17 protein-coding genes are annotated in these 16,785 nt (G+C 60.6%); 9 read left to right on the forward strand and 8 right to left on the reverse strand.

The window, feature by feature from the left end:
* The first annotated feature begins 15 nt into the window (after window positions 1-15).
* The 8 genes from PSPTO_RS10295 to PSPTO_RS10330 all read left to right on the forward strand — a co-directional run bounded on the left by PSPTO_RS10295 (window position 16) and on the right by PSPTO_RS10330 (window position 7,855).
* The gene (locus PSPTO_RS10295) at window positions 16-2,262 is read left to right on the forward strand and encodes a chemotaxis protein CheA (protein WP_011103790.1); all 2,247 of its coding nucleotides are present in this window, start codon (window positions 16-18) and stop codon (window positions 2,260-2,262) included.
* A 50-nt stretch (window positions 2,263-2,312) separates the two neighbouring features.
* On the forward strand, window positions 2,313-3,485 hold the full coding sequence (locus tag PSPTO_RS10300; RefSeq protein ID WP_010207872.1) for a protein-glutamate methylesterase/protein-glutamine glutaminase: 1,173 nt from the start codon (window positions 2,313-2,315) through the stop codon (window positions 3,483-3,485).
* Window positions 3,485-4,225: a flagellar motor protein gene (locus PSPTO_RS10305; protein ID WP_003378725.1), complete on the forward strand. Its 741-nt coding sequence runs from the start codon at window positions 3,485-3,487 to the stop codon at window positions 4,223-4,225. The genes PSPTO_RS10300 and PSPTO_RS10305 overlap by 1 nt, the downstream gene beginning before the upstream one ends.
* 6 nt (window positions 4,226-4,231) lie before the next feature.
* A complete protein-coding gene (gene motD / locus PSPTO_RS10310) occupies window positions 4,232-5,119 on the forward strand; it encodes a flagellar motor protein MotD (RefSeq protein ID WP_011103791.1) in 888 nt (295 codons plus the stop codon).
* A 45-nt stretch (window positions 5,120-5,164) separates the two neighbouring features.
* Window positions 5,165-5,953: a ParA family protein gene (locus tag PSPTO_RS10315; protein ID WP_005766970.1), complete on the forward strand. Its 789-nt coding sequence runs from the start codon at window positions 5,165-5,167 to the stop codon at window positions 5,951-5,953.
* A gap of 75 nt (window positions 5,954-6,028) precedes the next feature.
* Complete coding sequence (locus PSPTO_RS10320; protein WP_007244357.1) at window positions 6,029-6,916, forward strand: CheW domain-containing protein; 888 nt, start codon at window positions 6,029-6,031, stop codon at window positions 6,914-6,916.
* 57 nt (window positions 6,917-6,973) lie between these two features.
* The gene (locus PSPTO_RS10325; RefSeq protein ID WP_002554262.1) at window positions 6,974-7,453 is read left to right on the forward strand and encodes a chemotaxis protein CheW; all 480 of its coding nucleotides are present in this window, start codon (window positions 6,974-6,976) and stop codon (window positions 7,451-7,453) included.
* Window positions 7,454-7,855 carry a DUF2802 domain-containing protein gene (locus PSPTO_RS10330; protein ID WP_005766966.1) on the forward strand — a complete coding sequence of 134 codons (402 nt, stop codon included), beginning with the start codon at window positions 7,454-7,456 and terminating at the stop codon, window positions 7,853-7,855. It abuts the gene before it with no gap.
* A 130-nt stretch (window positions 7,856-7,985) separates the two neighbouring features.
* On the opposite strand, the gene PSPTO_RS10335 is transcribed toward PSPTO_RS10330, so the two are convergent.
* Both PSPTO_RS10335 and fnr read right to left on the reverse strand, forming a co-directional pair.
* Window positions 7,986-8,534 carry an adenine phosphoribosyltransferase gene (locus tag PSPTO_RS10335; protein ID WP_005766964.1) on the reverse strand — a complete coding sequence of 183 codons (549 nt, stop codon included), beginning with the start codon at window positions 8,532-8,534 and terminating at the stop codon, window positions 7,986-7,988.
* A gap of 61 nt (window positions 8,535-8,595) precedes the next feature.
* Window positions 8,596-9,330: a fumarate/nitrate reduction transcriptional regulator Fnr gene (gene fnr / locus PSPTO_RS10340; protein ID WP_007244356.1), complete on the reverse strand. Its 735-nt coding sequence runs from the start codon at window positions 9,328-9,330 to the stop codon at window positions 8,596-8,598.
* A 153-nt stretch (window positions 9,331-9,483) separates the two neighbouring features.
* Between fnr and PSPTO_RS10345 the strand changes: the two genes are divergently transcribed.
* On the forward strand, window positions 9,484-9,951 hold the full coding sequence (locus PSPTO_RS10345) for a hypothetical protein (RefSeq protein WP_005766956.1): 468 nt from the start codon (window positions 9,484-9,486) through the stop codon (window positions 9,949-9,951).
* Between the two features lie 19 nt (window positions 9,952-9,970).
* Here PSPTO_RS10345 and hemN read toward each other — a convergent pair whose 3' ends face one another.
* The 6 genes from hemN to ccoG all read right to left on the reverse strand — a co-directional run bounded on the left by hemN (window position 9,971) and on the right by ccoG (window position 16,740).
* Entirely contained in the window at window positions 9,971-11,353 is a 1,383-nt protein-coding gene (gene hemN, locus PSPTO_RS10350; RefSeq protein ID WP_011103794.1) for an oxygen-independent coproporphyrinogen III oxidase, read from the reverse strand.
* Between the two features lie 95 nt (window positions 11,354-11,448).
* Complete coding sequence (locus PSPTO_RS10355) at window positions 11,449-12,132, reverse strand: sulfite exporter TauE/SafE family protein (protein WP_005766954.1); 684 nt, start codon at window positions 12,130-12,132, stop codon at window positions 11,449-11,451.
* Window positions 12,125-12,328 (reverse strand): cbb3-type cytochrome oxidase assembly protein CcoS, encoded by a 204-nt coding sequence (gene ccoS, locus PSPTO_RS10360; RefSeq protein ID WP_005766953.1) that lies wholly within the window; start codon window positions 12,326-12,328, stop codon window positions 12,125-12,127. Before ccoS ends, PSPTO_RS10355 begins: the two co-directional genes overlap by 8 nt.
* Complete coding sequence (locus tag PSPTO_RS10365) at window positions 12,307-14,778, reverse strand: heavy metal translocating P-type ATPase (protein WP_005766952.1); 2,472 nt, start codon at window positions 14,776-14,778, stop codon at window positions 12,307-12,309. Before PSPTO_RS10365 ends, ccoS begins: the two co-directional genes overlap by 22 nt.
* A 2-nt stretch (window positions 14,779-14,780) precedes the next feature.
* On the reverse strand, window positions 14,781-15,317 hold the full coding sequence (locus PSPTO_RS10370; RefSeq protein WP_011103795.1) for a FixH family protein: 537 nt from the start codon (window positions 15,315-15,317) through the stop codon (window positions 14,781-14,783).
* 10 nt (window positions 15,318-15,327) lie between these two features.
* The gene (gene ccoG, locus PSPTO_RS10375) at window positions 15,328-16,740 is read right to left on the reverse strand and encodes a cytochrome c oxidase accessory protein CcoG (protein WP_007244349.1); all 1,413 of its coding nucleotides are present in this window, start codon (window positions 16,738-16,740) and stop codon (window positions 15,328-15,330) included.
* Window positions 16,741-16,785: the final 45 nt, after the last annotated feature.

Raw genomic sequence — 16,785 nt, forward strand, 5'->3', positions numbered from 1 at the left:
TTTAGGGAGCACCCCATGAGCTTCGGCGCCGATGAAGAGATCCTTCAGGATTTTCTGGTAGAGGCCGGCGAAATTCTGGAGCAGTTGTCAGAACAATTGGTCGAGCTGGAAAGCCGACCGGATGATGCTGATCTGCTCAATGCAATTTTTCGCGGTTTTCACACTGTAAAAGGCGGCGCCGGCTTCCTCCAGCTCCATGAGCTGGTGGAGTGCTGCCACATCGCCGAGAACGTGTTCGACATCCTTCGCAAGGGTGAGCGGCGCGTTGATTCCGAACTGATGGATGTGGTCCTGGAAGCTCTGGACACGGTCAACAGCATGTTCGGCCAGGTACGTGAACGGACTGACGTGACTGCGGCGACGCCGGAACTGCTGGCGGCGCTGGCGCGTCTGGCCGAGCCTCAATCTGCCGACGAGGTTGCCGCTCCCGAGCCTGAACCGGTGGTCGAAGCTGTCGCGCCGGTAGCTGCATCAGCCGCCGCTGGCGATGACATCACCGACGATGAGTTCGAGCAACTGCTCGACTCGTTGCATGGCTCAAATCCGGTGTCTGTACCTGCAGCTCCGGTTGCAGCAGCCGTTGCAGCGCCTGCCAGCGACGAGATCACCGATCAGGAGTTCGAATCCCTGCTCGACCAGTTGCACGGCAAGGGCAAGTTTGCGGCCGATGTTGCTGCTGCTCCAGCGCCTGCACCTGCTGCCCAGAGCAGCAAGGCTGCGCCCGGCGACGAAATAACCGACGACGAGTTCGAAGCGTTGCTCGATCAGTTGCACGGCAAGGGCTCGTTTGACAGTGCTGTGGCCGCGCCGGTTGCCGCCGCTGGTGCCGCCAAGGCCCCGAGTGCTGCGAAGGCATCTGACGAGATCACCGATCACGAATTCGAAAACCTGCTGGACGAATTGCACGGCAAGGGCAAGTTCGAACCTCAGGCCATCGCTGCCAAGGCGTCTGCACCGGCCCCGGCTGCTGCGCCAGCAGCGGTTGCCAAGCCTGCTCCGGCACCTGTTGCCAAGGCAGAGCCTGCCAAGGCGGCTGCACCTGCACCTGCCCGGGCGCCTGCGCCTTCCGGCGAAAAACCGGTGGCCACGGAAGCTGAAACCACGGTTCGTGTCGATACCGCCCGACTGGACGAGATCATGAACATGGTCGGCGAACTGGTACTGGTGCGTAACCGTCTGGTGCGTCTGGGTCTGAACAGTGGCGATGAAGCCATGTCCAAGGCGGTTTCCAACTTGGATGTGGTCACTGCGGACCTGCAGACCGCGGTCATGAAGACCCGCATGCAGCCGATCAAGAAAGTCTTTGGTCGCTTCCCGCGTCTGGTACGTGACCTGGCTCGCCAGCTCAAGAAAGAGATCAACCTGGAACTGGTCGGTGAAGAAACCGACCTCGACAAGAACCTCGTAGAGGCGCTTGCCGACCCGCTGGTCCACTTGGTGCGCAACGCGGTCGACCACGGTATCGAAACGCCGGAAGAACGCGAAGCCTCGGGCAAGTCCCGCGGCGGCAAGGTGATTCTTTCGGCAGAGCAGGAAGGCGACCATATCCTGCTGTCGATTTCCGATGACGGCAAGGGCATGGACCCCAACGTGCTGCGCTCGATTGCGGTCAAACGCGGCGTCATGGACAAGGATGCAGCCGATCGGTTGAGCGACACCGATTGCTATAACCTGATCTTTGCACCGGGCTTCTCGACCAAGACCGAGATTTCCGATGTGTCGGGCCGTGGTGTGGGCATGGACGTGGTGAAAACCAAGATTTCCCAGCTCAACGGTTCGATCAACATCTATTCGACCAAGGGCCAAGGCTCGAAGATCGTCATCAAGGTGCCGTTGACCCTGGCGATCATGCCGACCCTGATGGTGATGCTGGGCAACCAGGCTTTCGCCTTCCCGCTGGTCAACGTCAACGAAATCTTCCACCTGAACCTGTCGACTACCAACGTTGTTGACGGCCAGGAAGTGGTGATCGTGCGTGATAAAGCCTTGCCGCTGTTCTATCTCAAGCGCTGGCTGGTCAGTTCGGCGGCTCACGAAGAGCAGCGAGAAGGGCACGTCGTGATTCTTACCGTCGGCACCCAGCGCATCGGCTTTGTCGTCGATCAACTGGTCGGTCAGGAAGAAGTGGTCATCAAACCGCTGGGCAAGATGCTGCAAGGTACGCCGGGCATGTCGGGCGCCACCATCACCGGTGACGGTCGCATCGCCTTGATTCTCGATGTACCCAGCATGCTCAAGCGTTACGCCGCTCGGCGTATTTGAATCCGGGGTTGCGGGCAGCCTGGCTGCCTGCAACACCTATTGGAGTGTTTATGGCAGTCAAGGTCCTGGTGGTGGATGATTCCGGTTTTTTCCGCCGCCGTGTCACGGAAATTCTTTCTTCGGACCCCAACATTGTAGTTGTCGGCACCGCCACCAACGGCAAGGAAGCGATCGAGCAGGCGCTGGCCCTCAAGCCTGACGTCATCACCATGGACTACGAAATGCCGATGATGGATGGCATTACCGCAGTTCGTCACATCATGCAGCGTATTCCCACCCCGGTATTGATGTTCTCGTCGCTGACGCATGAAGGTGCGCGCGTGACGCTGGATGCTCTGGACGCCGGTGCAGTGGATTTCCTGCCCAAGAATTTCGAAGATATCTCGCGCAACCCGCAGAAGGTCAAGCAACTGCTGTGCGAGAAAATCAACAGCATTTCGCGCAGTAACCGTCGTTCGAGCGGCATTGGTTCGGCCAGCGCTGCATCGCCAGCCCCGGCTGCTCCCGCGCCATCAACCCTGTCCAGTCGTGCGCCTGCGCCCTCGGCAGCAGCGCCCGCCCGAGCCGTGCCTTCACGCACTGTCGCGCCCGCCGCGGCGCCGGCCGCTCATGCTCACCACACGCCTGCGCACCCGACCACCACCGGCACTGCCAAGCGCAAGGCTTACAAGCTGGTGGCCATTGGCACCTCGACGGGCGGCCCGGTTGCATTGCAACGGGTATTGACCCAGTTGCCAGCCAATTTTCCGGCACCGCTGGTGCTGATTCAGCACATGCCTGCAGCGTTCACCAAGGCCTTTGCCGAGCGCCTCGACAAGCTGTGCAAGATCAGCGTCAAGGAAGCGGAGGACGGTGACGTGCTGCGTCCGGGGCTGGCGTTGCTGGCGCCAGGTGGCAAGCAGATGATGGTCGACAGCCGCGGTACGGTGAAAATCCTGCCGGGTGACGAGCGCCTGAATTACAAGCCTTGTGTGGACATCACCTTTGGTTCTGCCGCCAAGTCCTATGGCGACAAGGTGCTCTCGGTCGTGTTGACCGGCATGGGTGCCGATGGCCGTGAAGGAGCGCGCCTGCTCAAGCAGGTCGGCAGTACCGTTTGGGCGCAGGATGAAGCGAGCTGCGTGATCTATGGCATGCCGATGGCGATCGTCAAGGCTGAGCTCGCGGACGCGATCTACAGTCTGGATGACATCGGTCGGCACCTGGTCGAGGCCTGTCTCTGATGGATGTACTGAGTCTTATCGGTCTGATCCTGGCGTTTGTCGCGATCATTGGCGGTAACTTTCTCGAAGGCGGGCACCTCGGCGCGCTGCTCAACGGCCCCGCAGCTCTGATCGTGCTGGGCGGTACGCTTGGCGCATCGCTGTTGCAGTCACCGATGAGCGCGTTCATGCGCGCCATGAAAATTATCCGCTGGATCATCTTCCCGCCGCGCATCGATTTGCCCGGTGGCGTGGACCGGGTCATCGGCTGGAGCATGACGGCCCGCAAGGAAGGCTTGCTCGGTCTGGAAACTGTCGCAGACTCCGAGCCCGACAATTACGCCCGCAAAGGCCTGCAGTTGTTGGTCGATGGCGCCGAGCCGGCAGCGATTCGCAGCATTCTGGAAGTGGATTTCATCACTCAGGAAACCCGCGATATCCAGGCTGCCAAGGTTTTTGAAAGCATGGGCGGTTATGCGCCGACCGTGGGCATCATCGGCGCCGTGATGGGCCTGATTCACGTAATGGGCAATCTGGCTGACCCCAGCCAGCTGGGCAGCGGCATTGCGGTGGCTTTCGTCGCCACTATCTATGGCGTCGCTATGGCCAACCTGATTCTGCTGCCGGTGGCCAACAAGCTCAAAGGCATCGCCCATCGCCAGTCGCGTTACCGCGAAATGTTGCTCGAAGGCCTGCTGTCCATCGCCGAGGGCGAAAACCCGCGCTCCATCGAACTCAAGCTGCAAGGCTTCATGGAGTAACAGCGCATGGCTCGCCGACGTCAGCCCGAAGAACACGAAAATCATGAACGCTGGCTGGTGTCTTACGCCGACTTCATCACCTTGCTGTTCGCCTTTTTCGTGGTGATGTACTCGATCTCCTCGGTCAACGAAGGCAAGTACAAAATTCTCTCCCAAGCGTTGGTCGGCGTGTTCAACGACACCGAACGGACCATGAAGCCGATCCCCATCGGCGAACAGCGCCCGGTGTCGGTCAAGCCCGCCGAGCCCTTGGTCAAAGACAGCGAGCAGACCGATGCCGGTATCGGTCAGGCTTCCGATGACCCGTTGCAGACCATTGCTCAGGATGTGCGCGATGCGTTTGGTGATCTGATCAAGTCCGACCAGATGACCGTGCGTGGCAACGAGTTGTGGATCGAGATCGAGCTCAATTCCAGCCTGTTGTTCGTCAGCGGCGATGCCATGCCCAGCGACAAGGCCTTCACCATCATCGAAAAGGTCTCGGGCATCGTCAAACGGTTCGATAACCCGATTCATGTTGAAGGCTTTACCGACGACCAGCCGATCAGCACTGCACAGTTTCCGACCAACTGGGAGCTGTCGTCGGCGCGCTCTGCCAGCATTGTGCGCATGTTGGCCATGGACGGTATCAATCCGGCGCGGCTTGCGTCGGTAGGCTACGGTGAGTTTCAGCCCATCGCCCCCAACACCACGGCAGCCGGACGCGCCAAGAACCGTCGTGTGGTGCTGGTGATCTCGCGAAATCTGGACGTTCGCCGCAGCCTGACCGGTTCCGGCACGGCCAATGCGCAGCCCGACGCTGCATTACGCCGTGCTGGCACACAAACTGCACCGGTGCCAGCAAAGCCGCCGGTACGCGCGAACGCCGTCAATTCTCCGTCACCCGCCCCCTAATTATCGTATCGGTATGGTCGTCGCTGTACGGAAGGAAAAACATCAATGAGAGTCTGGGCAGTAGCCAACCAGAAAGGTGGAGTCGGAAAGACCACCACGACCATTGCCCTGGCCGGTTTGCTGGCCGATGCAGGCAAGCGCGTGGTCGTTGTCGATCTGGACCCCCACGGCTCCATGACCAGTTATTTCGGGCACAACCCGGACGAGCTGGAACACAGTGCCTTCGATCTTTTCCTGCACAAGGGTGCGGTGCCGGATGGTCTGCCCGGCCAGTTACTGTTGCCCACCAGTGACAAACGTATTTCGCTGATCCCCTCGAGCACCGCGCTGGCCACCCTTGAGCGTCAATCGCCCGGCCAGAGCGGTCTCGGTCTGGTGATCGCGAAAAGCCTTGCTCAGTTGTGGCAGGATTTTGACTATGCGCTGATCGACAGCCCGCCTCTGCTGGGTGTGCTCATGGTCAATGCGCTGGCCGCCAGTCAGCAGTTGGCGATTCCGGTGCAGACCGAGTTTCTCGCGGTGAAGGGCCTGGAGCGCATGGTCAATACCCTGACCATGATCAATCGCTCGCGCAAAGTGCCGTTGCCTTACACCATCGTGCCGACCCTGTTCGATCGTCGTACCCAGGCATCGATGGGTACATTGAAGCTGTTGCGTGACAGTTTTCCCGAGCACGTCTGGCAAGCTTACGTACCGGTCGACACGCGCTTGCGTGATGCGAGCCGCCTAGGCCTGACGCCGTCGCAGAATGACAGCAAGAGCCGTGGCGTGATTGCGTATCGGGCATTGCTCAAGCACATGCTCGCCGAGCAGCTCAATGCTCAGGTGGCCTGACGTGAACGTCTATTCTTTCTCCATAGTTTGCTCAAGTGATGCCTCAATGCGGCCGATAACTGTATCAGGCTGCACATGCTCCATTTTTGGTTGGGCCCTGGTATGAACCGCCCGTTAGAAGTTGCAACACGACCCAAGCTGGCTTTGCAGTCTTATCTGGATGCATTGCTGTATGACGCCACTGAAGTGCTCGAAGAGCCCTCCAGCAGTCTTGATGATTTTCAGGCCGCTGTGCTCGAAGAGCAGGCCTTTGATGCGCGCATGCAGGCGCAGATCAAGCCGTTGGCGGTCGCGGTGGCTGCACCGGCTCCGGTGGCTGTGGCGGTGAAGGTTGCAGCGCCGGTTGCAGTTGTTGAAGTCGCTCCGGTGATTGTTGCCGAGGCGGTGCCGGTTGTAGCCGCTACACCGACCGTTGAACGGGTCGAGCCGGTTGCCGAGTTGAGTACGCTGGTCACACAGCGCACGCCGACCCCACCGCCAACCAGCGATGGACGTCCGGCCTGGGCCGCCGAGCCGTTTGAATGTCTGTTGTTCGATGTGGCTGGTTTGACGCTGGCGGTGCCGCTGGTGTGTCTGGGGTCGATTTATCCGCTGGCGGGGCAGGAGCTGACGCCACTGTTCGGTCAGCCGGACTGGTTTCTCGGAATCCTGCCAAGTCAGGCGGGCAACCTGAAAGTGTTGGATACCGCGCGCTGGATCATGCCGGATCGCTACCGCGACGATTTTCGCCAGGGATTGCAGTATGTGATCTCGGTGCAGGGATACGAATGGGGGCTGGCGGTGCATCAGGTCAGCCGTTCGTTGCGTCTTGATCCGAACGAGATCAAATGGCGCTCGCAGCGAGGTCAGCGTCCCTGGTTGGCGGGCACGGTGATTGAACACATGTGCGCGTTGCTGGATGTTGCAGAGTTGGCCGAGTTGATAGCCAGTGGCGCGGTCAAGCAGTTGAACAGATCGAAATAATCATGGGTCGATGCCACAGGCATCACCTGCAAAGAACACACGTGAGGGGTTGGGGTTATGAATAAGTCGTCTGCACAAGGTTCCGAAGATCCTATCCTGCAATGGGTTACGTTCCGCCTGGACAATGAGTCCTATGGCATCAACGTGATGCAGGTGCAGGAAGTGCTGCGCTACACCGAGATCGCTCCGGTGCCGGGTGCGCCAAGCTACGTGCTGGGCATCATCAACCTGCGCGGTAACGTTGTGACCGTGATCGACACCCGTCAGCGTTTTGGCCTGGCACCTGTTGAAGTCAGCGACAACACGCGTATTGTGATCATCGAAGCCGACAAGCAAGTAGTCGGTATTCTGGTCGACAGCGTGGCGGAAGTGGTTTACTTGCGTCAGTCCGAAGTCGAAACTGCGCCAAACGTGGGTAACGACGAATCGGCCAAGTTCATTCAGGGCGTTTGCAACAAGAACGGCGAACTGTTGATTCTGGTCGAACTGGACAAAATGATGTCCGAAGAAGAGTGGTCCGAACTGGAGAGCATCTGATTGATCTTTGAGGTAGCTGTCGTCTTCCTGGGCATTCTCTGGGTGGTCACCCTGTTTATGTTCCTGGCCCATACCAGGCGTCAGCGCAAGCTCGACACCGAGCGTGATGATGCGGCTGCCTTGCGTGATCAGCGGATCAAGGAGTTGGCCAGGCGTCTGGACAACTACCAGAACGGCACGGTGCGCATGGGCGAAGCGTTGCACGAGCTGCGCGCCACTGTTGCGCCGTTGCCGGACAAGCTCACGGCACTGGAGCAGCGCGATCCCTCGACGCTGTCCTTCGCCCAGGCCGCACGCCTGGTCGGCATGGGTGCCAGCATCGACGAACTGACCCAGTCCTGCGGCCTGACCCAGGCCGAAGCGCAGTTGATGACCAAACTGCACGGCAATACAGCGGGCTAGTTTTTCTTCGCTGCACAGTCAAGATCGGACGCAGAGCGTTCAGAACTGCATTCCCACGCTGGAGCGTGAGGAACGAGAATCTCAACTATCGTGCGACGCTGCGCGTCTTCATGACGCTCCGCGCCCCGTCTTACTGCTCGTCCAACGCAAATTCCGTCAGGCAAAACGTCGGGATGTTCAGGTCGTTAAGACGCTTGGAGCCACCCAGTTCCGGCAAGTCGATGATTGCAGCGGCTTCGTGCACCTGGGCGCCCATACGGCGGATCAGGTTGGCGGCGGCGATCAGCGTGCCGCCGGTAGCAATCAGGTCATCGAACATGATGACTGAATTACCCTCGCACAGACTGTCTGCGTGCACTTCCAGATACGCTTCGCCGTATTCGGTCTGATAGGCCTCGGACAGCACGTCAGCTGGCAGTTTGCCCTGCTTGCGAAACAGCACCAGCGGCTTGTTCAACTGATACGCGACCACTGAACCAATCAGAAAACCCCGTGCATCCATGACGCCGATGTGGCTGAAATCGGCATCGATATAGCGCTGCACGAAACTGTCGATTACCTGACGGGTGGCTTTGGGCGACTGGAACAGGGGCGTGATGTCGCGAAAAACCACACCCGGCTTGGGGAAGTCTACGACCGGGCGTATCAGGGATTTGAAGTTCGATTGATCGAAGGTCATCGTGAGGATCCATAGCAGGTTTGGCCGACAGTTTAAGCTGACCTGCCACAGATCGCACGTTTCAGCTTTGCATCGCACCGCCCGCCAGCGCGCACAGTTCGATGGGGGCGAGGATATGAATCTCTTTGCCTTCTGCACTAACCAGCTGATTTTGCTGAAACCGGGTAAACACCCGCGACACTGTTTCGACCGCCAGGCCCAGATGATTACCGATTTCGCTACGCGACATGCTCAGGCGGAACTGATTGGCCGAGAAACCCCGAGCCCGGAAGCGCGCCGACAGATTGATCAGAAACGTGGCAATACGCTCGTCTGCGGTCTTTTTCGAGAGCAGCAGCATCATTTGCTGATCGTCGCGAATCTCGCGGCTCATCACGCGCATCAACTGCCGACGCAGTTGTGGCAGTTGCACCGAAAGCTCGTCCAGGCGCTCGAACGGAATTTCGCACACCGAGGTGGTTTCCAGCGCCTGCGCCGAAACCGGGTAAGCCTCGGCGTCCATGCCTGACAAGCCCACCAGCTCGCTGGGCAGGTGAAAACCGGTGAGCTGTTCTTCACCGTTGTCACTGATATTGAAGGTTTTCAAAGCCCCGGAACGCACCGCATAGACCGACTCGAAGGTGTCCCCCTGACGAAACAGGAACTCACCTTTCTTCAGCGGACGGCCACGTTTGACGATCTGATCGAGGGAGTCCATGTCGTCTGTGTTCAGCGAGAGGGGCAGGCAGAGCGGGGCGAGACTGCAATCCTTGCAATGAGCCTGGGTGTGAGCACGCAACTTGACTGGCTCGGACATCACTAAATTCCTTGTGGGAAAACACACATAAGCCGTAAGGGTAACTCACCATCGCTTGTCGGGGCCAGCCTTGGAAGGCTCGCTGCCCGATCAAGTTTCCAGACGGTCGGCCGATAGGCCGGTATCTCTCACTGACTCAGGATGCATCTTGTCATGTCCATGACGCTCCCGCTGATCAACAGCATCACGATCCGTACGGCGACATCGCAAGTCACCTACAGCCAGACAGCAGACAGCAACGTCGAAGCGTCTGCCAGCAGCGCCAAAAGTGTGGAGGTCAATCTGTCTTCGGAAGGCAAGGCGGCCGCATCGTCATCCTCAAGAGATGCGGATATCGAGCAGAGTGGCCTGCCTGCCTCTGTGCAGAAGATTCTCAAGGGGATTCGCGAGCTGCAACGCAAGATCGAGGAAACCATGGATCAGTTGCAAAAGGTTCTCAACGACCAGAGTCTGGACCCTGAAGAGCGCCGGACCAAGGCTGCTGCGCTGCAGACCGTGCTCAGCACGTTGCAGGCGCAGATGAGCAACGCTACAGCGGATCTCTCGTCGCTCATGAACAGCCTGAAATCCAGCGACTCCGACAAGATCAACGCCGGCATGCTGGTTCTGGCGAAGATGTAAGGCGTTACCGCCTGTTCGTTTATATCGCCCGGGAGAACTGCTGCCTGTTCTGCCGGGTCAGGTACGCGTCAAATACCATGCACACCGAGCGCACCAGCAACCGGCCCGCTGGCCTGACTTCAATTGCACTATCGCTCAGCGTAATCAGCCCGTCGTCTGCCATGCACAGCAACTGCGGCCACGCATCGGCGAAGTAGTCCCGGAAACTTATGGCGAACGCTTTTTCCAGTTCACTGAAATTCAGGGTGAAGTGGCAGATCAACTGCTGGATGACGGCGCGTCTGATCCGGTCGTCCTCGCTGCAGATCAGCCCGCGCAGTGTTGCGGGTTGATCACTGTCCAGCAGCCGCTGATAGTCGTTCAGGTCGCTGCTGTTCTGGCTGTACAGGTCGCCGACCTGGCTGATGGCCGAAACCCCCAGCCCGATCAGGTCGCAGTGGCCATGCGTGGTGTAGCCCTGAAAGTTGCGGTGCAGGGTCAGTTCTTCCTGAGCGATGGCCAACTCGTCATCGGGCAGGGCGAAGTGGTCCATTCCGATGTACCGGTAACCTGCGTCGGTCAGTTGCTCGACGGTACGCTCCAGCATGAGTAGCTTGGTGTGCGCATCCGGCAGGTCCGACGCGTCGATGCGCCGCTGCGGCATGAAGCGTTCCGGCAGATGGGCGTAGTTGAACACTGACAGCCGATCAGGCTGCAACTCGATGATTTCGTCCACCGTGCGGCTGAACCCTTGCGGGGTTTGTCTGGGCAGGCCGTAGATCAGGTCGATGTTCACCGAGCGAAATTGCAACGTGCGTGCGGCCTCGACGATGGCGCGGGTTTCTTCCAGGCTCTGCATGCGGTTGATCGCCCGTTGCACTGTCGGGTCAAGGTCCTGCACGCCAAGGCTGACCCGGTTGAAACCCAGTTCGCGCAGCAGACCCATGCTTGCCCAATCCGCTTCGCGCGGGTCGATCTCGATGCCATAGTCGCCGGAATCATCCTCCAGCAGCGTGAAATGCGCGCGCAACCGGGCCATCAGGCGACGCAGTTCATCATGGCTGAGGAAGGTCGGTGTGCCGCCGCCCAGGTGCAGTTGCTCGACCACCTGGCTGGGCGCCAGATGGCAGGCAAGCATCCGGATTTCGTGTTCAAGCCGCTGCAGGTAAGCCTGTGCCCGGCCGCGATCCTTGGTGATCACTTTGTTGCACGCACAGTAGTAGCAAATATTTGCGCAGAATGGGATGTGCACGTAAAGCGACAACGGACGCCGCGCCTTGCGACTTTCCCGCAGGGCGTGCAGCAGCTCGAATGCGCCTGCCCGGGTATCAAATTGCACGGCGGTCGGATAAGACGTGTAGCGCGGTCCTGCCACATCGTAGCGATGGATCAGGTCTGAATCCCAACGAATGGCGTCAAGCATGCGCGCGTTTCCTGGTCAGGCTGGCGATGCGCCGAGCATACGCAGACGATCAGTGGCGGGCCTTGATGTGGATCAAAAGGCGGGAACGGCCCGGTTCAATGCCCCATCAGCCAGTGCTGATGAGGCCCCGGTAGGGTCCACACACCAAACACGATCACCAGCAGCCCGCCCGCCACACGAACGCCACGCTTGCGCAGCAGCGCAGTGGTGCGTTCAGCGGCAAGCCCGGTGGCCAGCAGAACCGGCCAGGTACCCAGCCCGAAGGCCAGCATCAGCAGTGCGCTGTCGACCGGGTTGCCCTGGCTTGCGGCCCAGAGCAGGGCGCTGTAGACCAGCCCGCAGGGCAGCCAGCCCCACAGGGCGCCGAGCAACAAGGCGCGCGGCAGGCTGGACACTGGCAGCAAGCGACTGGCCAGCGGCTGCACGTAGCGCCACAGCCCTCGGCCCAGGCGCTCGATGTGTGTGAGCCCGCTCCACCAACCGGCCAGATACAGGCCCATGACAATCAGCAATACCGCCGCCATGACCCGCAAACCCGTTGCCAGCGGGCTTTGCGCGACCGCCCAGCCAACCAGCCCGGAACAAAAGCCTGCCACGGCGTAGCTGAGAATGCGCCCAAGGTTATAGGCCAGCAGCAGGCGAAAGCGACGGTTGCGCTGCTCTTTGGGGATAGCCAGCGTCAGTGCACCCATCAGGCCGCCACACATTCCCAGGCAATGACCGCCGCCCAGCAGGCCGAGAACAAGCGCGGACAGCAACACCGGCGCCAGCTCAAACATCGTGCTTCTCGTCAGTGCCCGGCGTGTGATGCGCTGGCGGGTGCTGATCCGCAGGCGGCGGGTCATCGAACAGAATGCTGTGTGCCGGGCCTTCCATGTCGTCGTACTGGCCGCTGTCCACCGCCCAGAAAAAAACGTAAATCGCGATACCCACCAGCAGCAGGGCAGCGGGGATCATGATGTAAAGCGCGGGCATGAAACCTCCGGGGCGGTTTGCGACAGGTGTGCAGCGCGCGGCACGCGGGTCAGGCGCAGTGCGTTGAGCACCACGATCAAGGAACTGACCGACATGCCAATCGCTGCCCAGATCGGGGTGATCCAGCCCAGCGCTGCGAACGGCAACATGAGGCCATTGTACAGACCGGCCCAGACCAGGTTTTCGATAATGATGCGCCGGGTACGTCGGGCCAGGGTCAATGCGTCGATCAGCACCGGCAAGCGGTTGCAGAGCAAGACGGCGTCGGCGCTGGTTTTTGCAAGGTCAGTGGCCGAGCCCATCGCCACGCTGATGTCGGCAGCGGCCATGACCGGTACGTCGTTCACGCCGTCACCGACCATCAGCACTTTATGCCCCTGAGCCTGCAGCTCCCGCAGCACGGCCAGTTTATCGTCGGGACGCAAGCCGCCACGGGCGTCTTCGATACCCAGTACCTGCGCGACGCTGGCAACCATGGGCGAACTGTCGCCGGACAGCAGCAGGGTTTTCCAGCCACGGGCCTTGCAGGCGTGTAACAAGCCATGCGCATCGTCGCGAAGTCGGTCGTCCAGCACCAACCATGCCAGAGGGCCTTGGGTGTCGCCGAGCAGCAGCCACTGCCCGGATGGGTCTGTTATCGACAGCGTTTCAGTGCCGCTCAGGGCGCAGGCAAAAGCCGGCTGACCGATGCGCAAGCGGCGGGTACCGACAATGCCTTCAAGGCCCAGCCCCGGTGTGCTGTGCACGTCTTCAGCGGCCACAGGTGCATGGCCAAAGGCGCGCGCGATGGGGTGCTCGGAGCGGTTTTCCAGCGCCGCTGCCAGTTCCATGCAGGTGTCAGCGTCGAGCGTGCCCAGCGGCTGAACGCTGCGCAGCACCAGGCGCCCTTCGGTCAGGGTGCCGGTCTTGTCGAAGATGACCGTGTCGATCTGATTCAGGCCTTCCAGCACATGACCACGGGTCAACAGCAGGCCGAGTGTGTGCAGTGTGCCGGTGGCTGCGGTCAGGGCTGTCGGGGTTGCCAGCGACAGCGCGCAGGGGCAGGTGGCGACCAGCATTGCCAGCACAATCCAGAACGCCCGTGATGCGTCGATCTGCCACCAGATTACCCCGATCAGCGCAGCAGCCATCAGCGAAAACAGCAAAAAAAGCTGCGCCGCCCGGTCGGCCAGTTGTGCGAGGCGGGGCTTTTCTGCCTGGGCGCGTTCTAGCAGGCGAACAATGGCCGAAAGACGGGTTTCCTGACCCAGCGCCGTCACCTTGACGGTCAGCGGACTGTCGACATTCAGCGTCCCGGCAGTGACCGCATCGCCCACACTGCGTGCCTGTGGCAGGTATTCGCCGGTCAGCAGCGACTCATCGACACTGGATTGACCCTCGACAATGGTGCCGTCAGCTGGAATCACCGCACCGGGCCGCACCAGTACCCGGTCAGCCAAACGCAGCTCACTGAGCATGATGCGCGGGCTTTGGCCGTCCTCATCAAGGCGCAGGCATGAGGCAGGCAGCAGATTGACCAGTTGCGCGGTGGCCGCGGCGGTGCGCTCCCGGGCCCGGCGTTCCAGATAGCGCCCGGCCAGCAGAAACAGGGCGAACATGCCGACGGCATCGAAATACAGCTCGCCTGTGCCGGTGATTGCGGTCCAGATGCCTGCCACATAGGCTGCGCCTATGGCCAGCGACACCGAAACGTCCATCGTCAGTTGGCGGTTGCGCAGGTCACGCAAGGCACCGCGAAAGAACGGCGCGCAACTGTAGAACACGATAGGCGTGGTCAGAAACAGCGCCACCCAGCGCAGGATGGTGTGCATCTGCGGGCTGAGGTCGATGTTGAACTCAGGCCAGGTGGCCATGGTTGCCATCATTGCCTGAAACCACAGTAGGCCGGCGACGCCCAGTTGCCGCAAGGCCAGGCGATTTTCACTCGCCAACCGTTCGGCAGCGCGGTCGGCCTGCCACGGATGGGCGACGTAACCGATGGCGTGCAGTTCGCTCAGCAGTTGGCTGAGGGCCAGTTGATCGCTGCGCCAGCGCACCTGCAGACGATGCGTCGAGAGGTTCATGCGCGCCTCGGCAACAGCCGGCAACCGGCCCAGACGCTTTTCGATCAACCAGCCGCAGGCTGCGCAACTGATGCCCTCGATCAGCAGAATGGCTTCGGACAATTCGCCTTCGTGGCGCACGAACGGTGCCTGAACGTCAGGGCGGTCGTAGAGCGCCAGCTCATCGATCAATTGCGCGGGCAGGCTTTGCGGGTTGGCTGATGTTTCACTGCGATGGCGGTAATAGCTTTCCAGACCGCTCGTAACGATGGCTTGGGTGACCGCCTGACAGCCTGGGCAGCACAGCTCACGGGTTTCACCGAGCACCACGGCGTTGAAGCGCTTGCCGGCCGGCACGGGCAGGGCGCAGTGGTAGCAGGGCGTCGTGGGGCGGTTGAGCGCGGTCACGTTCAGTCGTTCCGGTGTTGCGCAGCTTGCAGCGGTTCATCGCCGAGGGTCAGGTCAGCCGCGCCGACCAGCTCTTCCTCGAACAGGCGCCAGGTCTGATTGCCTTCAACGCCCAGCAGCTCGACAAAGCGCCGGCCTGCGACGCTGTCCTGCAACTGGCCGATGTAGCGGTCTGGCTCGGTTGGGCTGCGGCTCAGAAACACCCGGCGATCACGGGCGGGCTGTGTGGGCGAAATCAGGTTCAGTTCCAGACGCTGCGGGCGGCTGTTGCCGCTCAGGCGCAGCCCGACCTCGCCGGTCACGTCGTCCAGATGGATGCTGGCGCGCAGCTTGAGATTCTGGGCCAGCACTTCGCGGTTCAGCGAGCGATTGATGCCTTTGCCTGCCTCGTAGTAATTGTCGGTCACCAATGGGTCCGGGTTGGTGACGGCAATGAACACCATCGACAGGCTCAACGTCACCGAGCAGGCCAGGATGCCAATGATGATCCAGGGCCATAATTGCCTGTACCAAGGGCTTGAAACGGTTGCGACAGGCATGGCGATGCTCTTACCGAATAAGTGGGCCGGTGAAACGGCTTGGGGTCTGGACTCGGGTGTTGCTGTCGATGTCCTTGAGGGTGAAGATGACCTCGTTGCTGCTCGATGACAGGGCCTGCGGCGCGCTGGACAACGCCACCGGCAGGCTGATGATCTCGCCCGCCGGAACGTTGATTTCACGCAGGCCTTGCAGCTTCAGGTCAGGCAGGCCGCTGGCAGTCAGCAGGTAGGTGTGATCAACCTGGTCCTTGTTCATGATCTTCACGCTGTAGACGTTTTCGATCCGGCCTTCGGCGTTTTCCCGGAATAGCATGCGGTCCTTGCTGACCTCCAGACCCACCAGTGTGCGCATGCAGAAGGCGGTGGTCAGCAGCCCGATCATCAGCAGCAGGACCAGCGCATAACCGATCAGGCGTGGGCGCAAGATGCGGGTACGCTGCCCGGACAAATTGTGTTCGGTTGTGTAGCGAATCAGGCCGCGGGGGTAGTCCATCTTGTCCATGACAGTGTCGCAAGCGTCTACACACGCCGCGCAACCGATGCACTCGACCTGCAGGCCGTCGCGAATGTCGATGCCGGTCGGGCAGACCTGAACGCACAGTGTGCAGTCGATACAGTCACCGAGCCCCTGAGCCTGATGGTCGGTTTCCTTCTTGCGCGGCCCGCGTGGTTCACCACGGCGCGGGTCGTAGGAAATGACCAGCGTGTCCTTGTCGAACATCACGCTCTGGAACCGCGCGTAGGGGCACATATAGATGCACACCTGCTCACGCAGCCAGCCTGCGTTGAGGTAAGTGGCGAGGGTGAAAAAACCGACCCAGAAATACGCCCAGCCATCTGCCTCGCCGGTGAACAGTTCTATACACAAGTCGCGGATCGGCGAGAAATAGCCCACGAAAGTCATGCCCGTGGCAAAGCCGATCATCAGCCACAGGCTGTGCTTGGCCAACTTGCGCAGCAGTTTGCCAGCGCTCATCGGGGCATGGTCGAGCCTGATACGCTGGTTGCGGTCGCCCTCGGTGACTTTCTCGCACCACATGAACATCCAGGTCCAGACGCTCTGTGGGCAGGTATAGCCGCACCAGACACGTCCGGCATAGACCGTGATGAAGAACAGCCCGAAGGCTGCAACGATGAGAATCCCCGAGAGCAGGATGAAATCCTGCGGCCAGAACGTCGCGCCGAAGATGTAGAACTTGCGCTCCGGCAGGTCCCACCACACAGCCTGATGGCCGTTTCGATTGAGCCAGACCGTACCGAAAAAGATGAGCAGCAACACCGCGCCACCCGCCATGCGCAGCGTGCGAAACAGACCTTTGAACGCGCGGGTTTGGATTTTCGTGCGCGACGCATAGAGATCAACGTATTCGCTGTTCTCGTTGGACGACGGTGTGATGTCGTGTACTGGAATCTGGTTGCTCATCGATGGGTCCAGCGGCGCTGGCGCAGCCCGCGCCGATACAGGTCA

The sequence above is a fragment of the Pseudomonas syringae pv. tomato str. DC3000 genome, from assembly GCF_000007805.1.
GTDB classification, from domain to species: domain Bacteria; phylum Pseudomonadota; class Gammaproteobacteria; order Pseudomonadales; family Pseudomonadaceae; genus Aquipseudomonas; species Aquipseudomonas avellanae.

What these genes read in the sequence shown, in the direction of transcription:
- PSPTO_RS10295 (WP_011103790.1), top strand. Translation starts at nt 16, where the DNA reads ATGAGCTTCGGCGCCGATGAAGAGATCCTTCAGGATTTTCTGGTAGAG.
- PSPTO_RS10300 (WP_010207872.1), top strand. Translation starts at nt 2,313, where the DNA reads ATGGCAGTCAAGGTCCTGGTGGTGGATGATTCCGGTTTTTTCCGCCGC.
- PSPTO_RS10305 (WP_003378725.1), top strand. Translation starts at nt 3,485, where the DNA reads ATGGATGTACTGAGTCTTATCGGTCTGATCCTGGCGTTTGTCGCGATC.
- motD (WP_011103791.1), top strand. Translation starts at nt 4,232, where the DNA reads ATGGCTCGCCGACGTCAGCCCGAAGAACACGAAAATCATGAACGCTGG.
- PSPTO_RS10315 (WP_005766970.1), top strand. Translation starts at nt 5,165, where the DNA reads ATGAGAGTCTGGGCAGTAGCCAACCAGAAAGGTGGAGTCGGAAAGACC.
- PSPTO_RS10320 (WP_007244357.1), top strand. Translation starts at nt 6,029, where the DNA reads ATGCTCCATTTTTGGTTGGGCCCTGGTATGAACCGCCCGTTAGAAGTT.
- PSPTO_RS10325 (WP_002554262.1), top strand. Translation starts at nt 6,974, where the DNA reads ATGAATAAGTCGTCTGCACAAGGTTCCGAAGATCCTATCCTGCAATGG.
- PSPTO_RS10335 (WP_005766964.1), bottom strand. Translation starts at nt 8,534, where the DNA reads ATGACCTTCGATCAATCGAACTTCAAATCCCTGATACGCCCGGTCGTA.
- fnr (WP_007244356.1), bottom strand. Translation starts at nt 9,330, where the DNA reads ATGTCCGAGCCAGTCAAGTTGCGTGCTCACACCCAGGCTCATTGCAAG.
- PSPTO_RS10345 (WP_005766956.1), top strand. Translation starts at nt 9,484, where the DNA reads ATGTCCATGACGCTCCCGCTGATCAACAGCATCACGATCCGTACGGCG.
- hemN (WP_011103794.1), bottom strand. Translation starts at nt 11,353, where the DNA reads ATGCTTGACGCCATTCGTTGGGATTCAGACCTGATCCATCGCTACGAT.
- PSPTO_RS10355 (WP_005766954.1), bottom strand. Translation starts at nt 12,132, where the DNA reads ATGTTTGAGCTGGCGCCGGTGTTGCTGTCCGCGCTTGTTCTCGGCCTG.
- ccoS (WP_005766953.1), bottom strand. Translation starts at nt 12,328, where the DNA reads ATGCCCGCGCTTTACATCATGATCCCCGCTGCCCTGCTGCTGGTGGGT.
- PSPTO_RS10370 (WP_011103795.1), bottom strand. Translation starts at nt 15,317, where the DNA reads ATGCCTGTCGCAACCGTTTCAAGCCCTTGGTACAGGCAATTATGGCCC.
- ccoG (WP_007244349.1), bottom strand. Translation starts at nt 16,740, where the DNA reads ATGAGCAACCAGATTCCAGTACACGACATCACACCGTCGTCCAACGAG.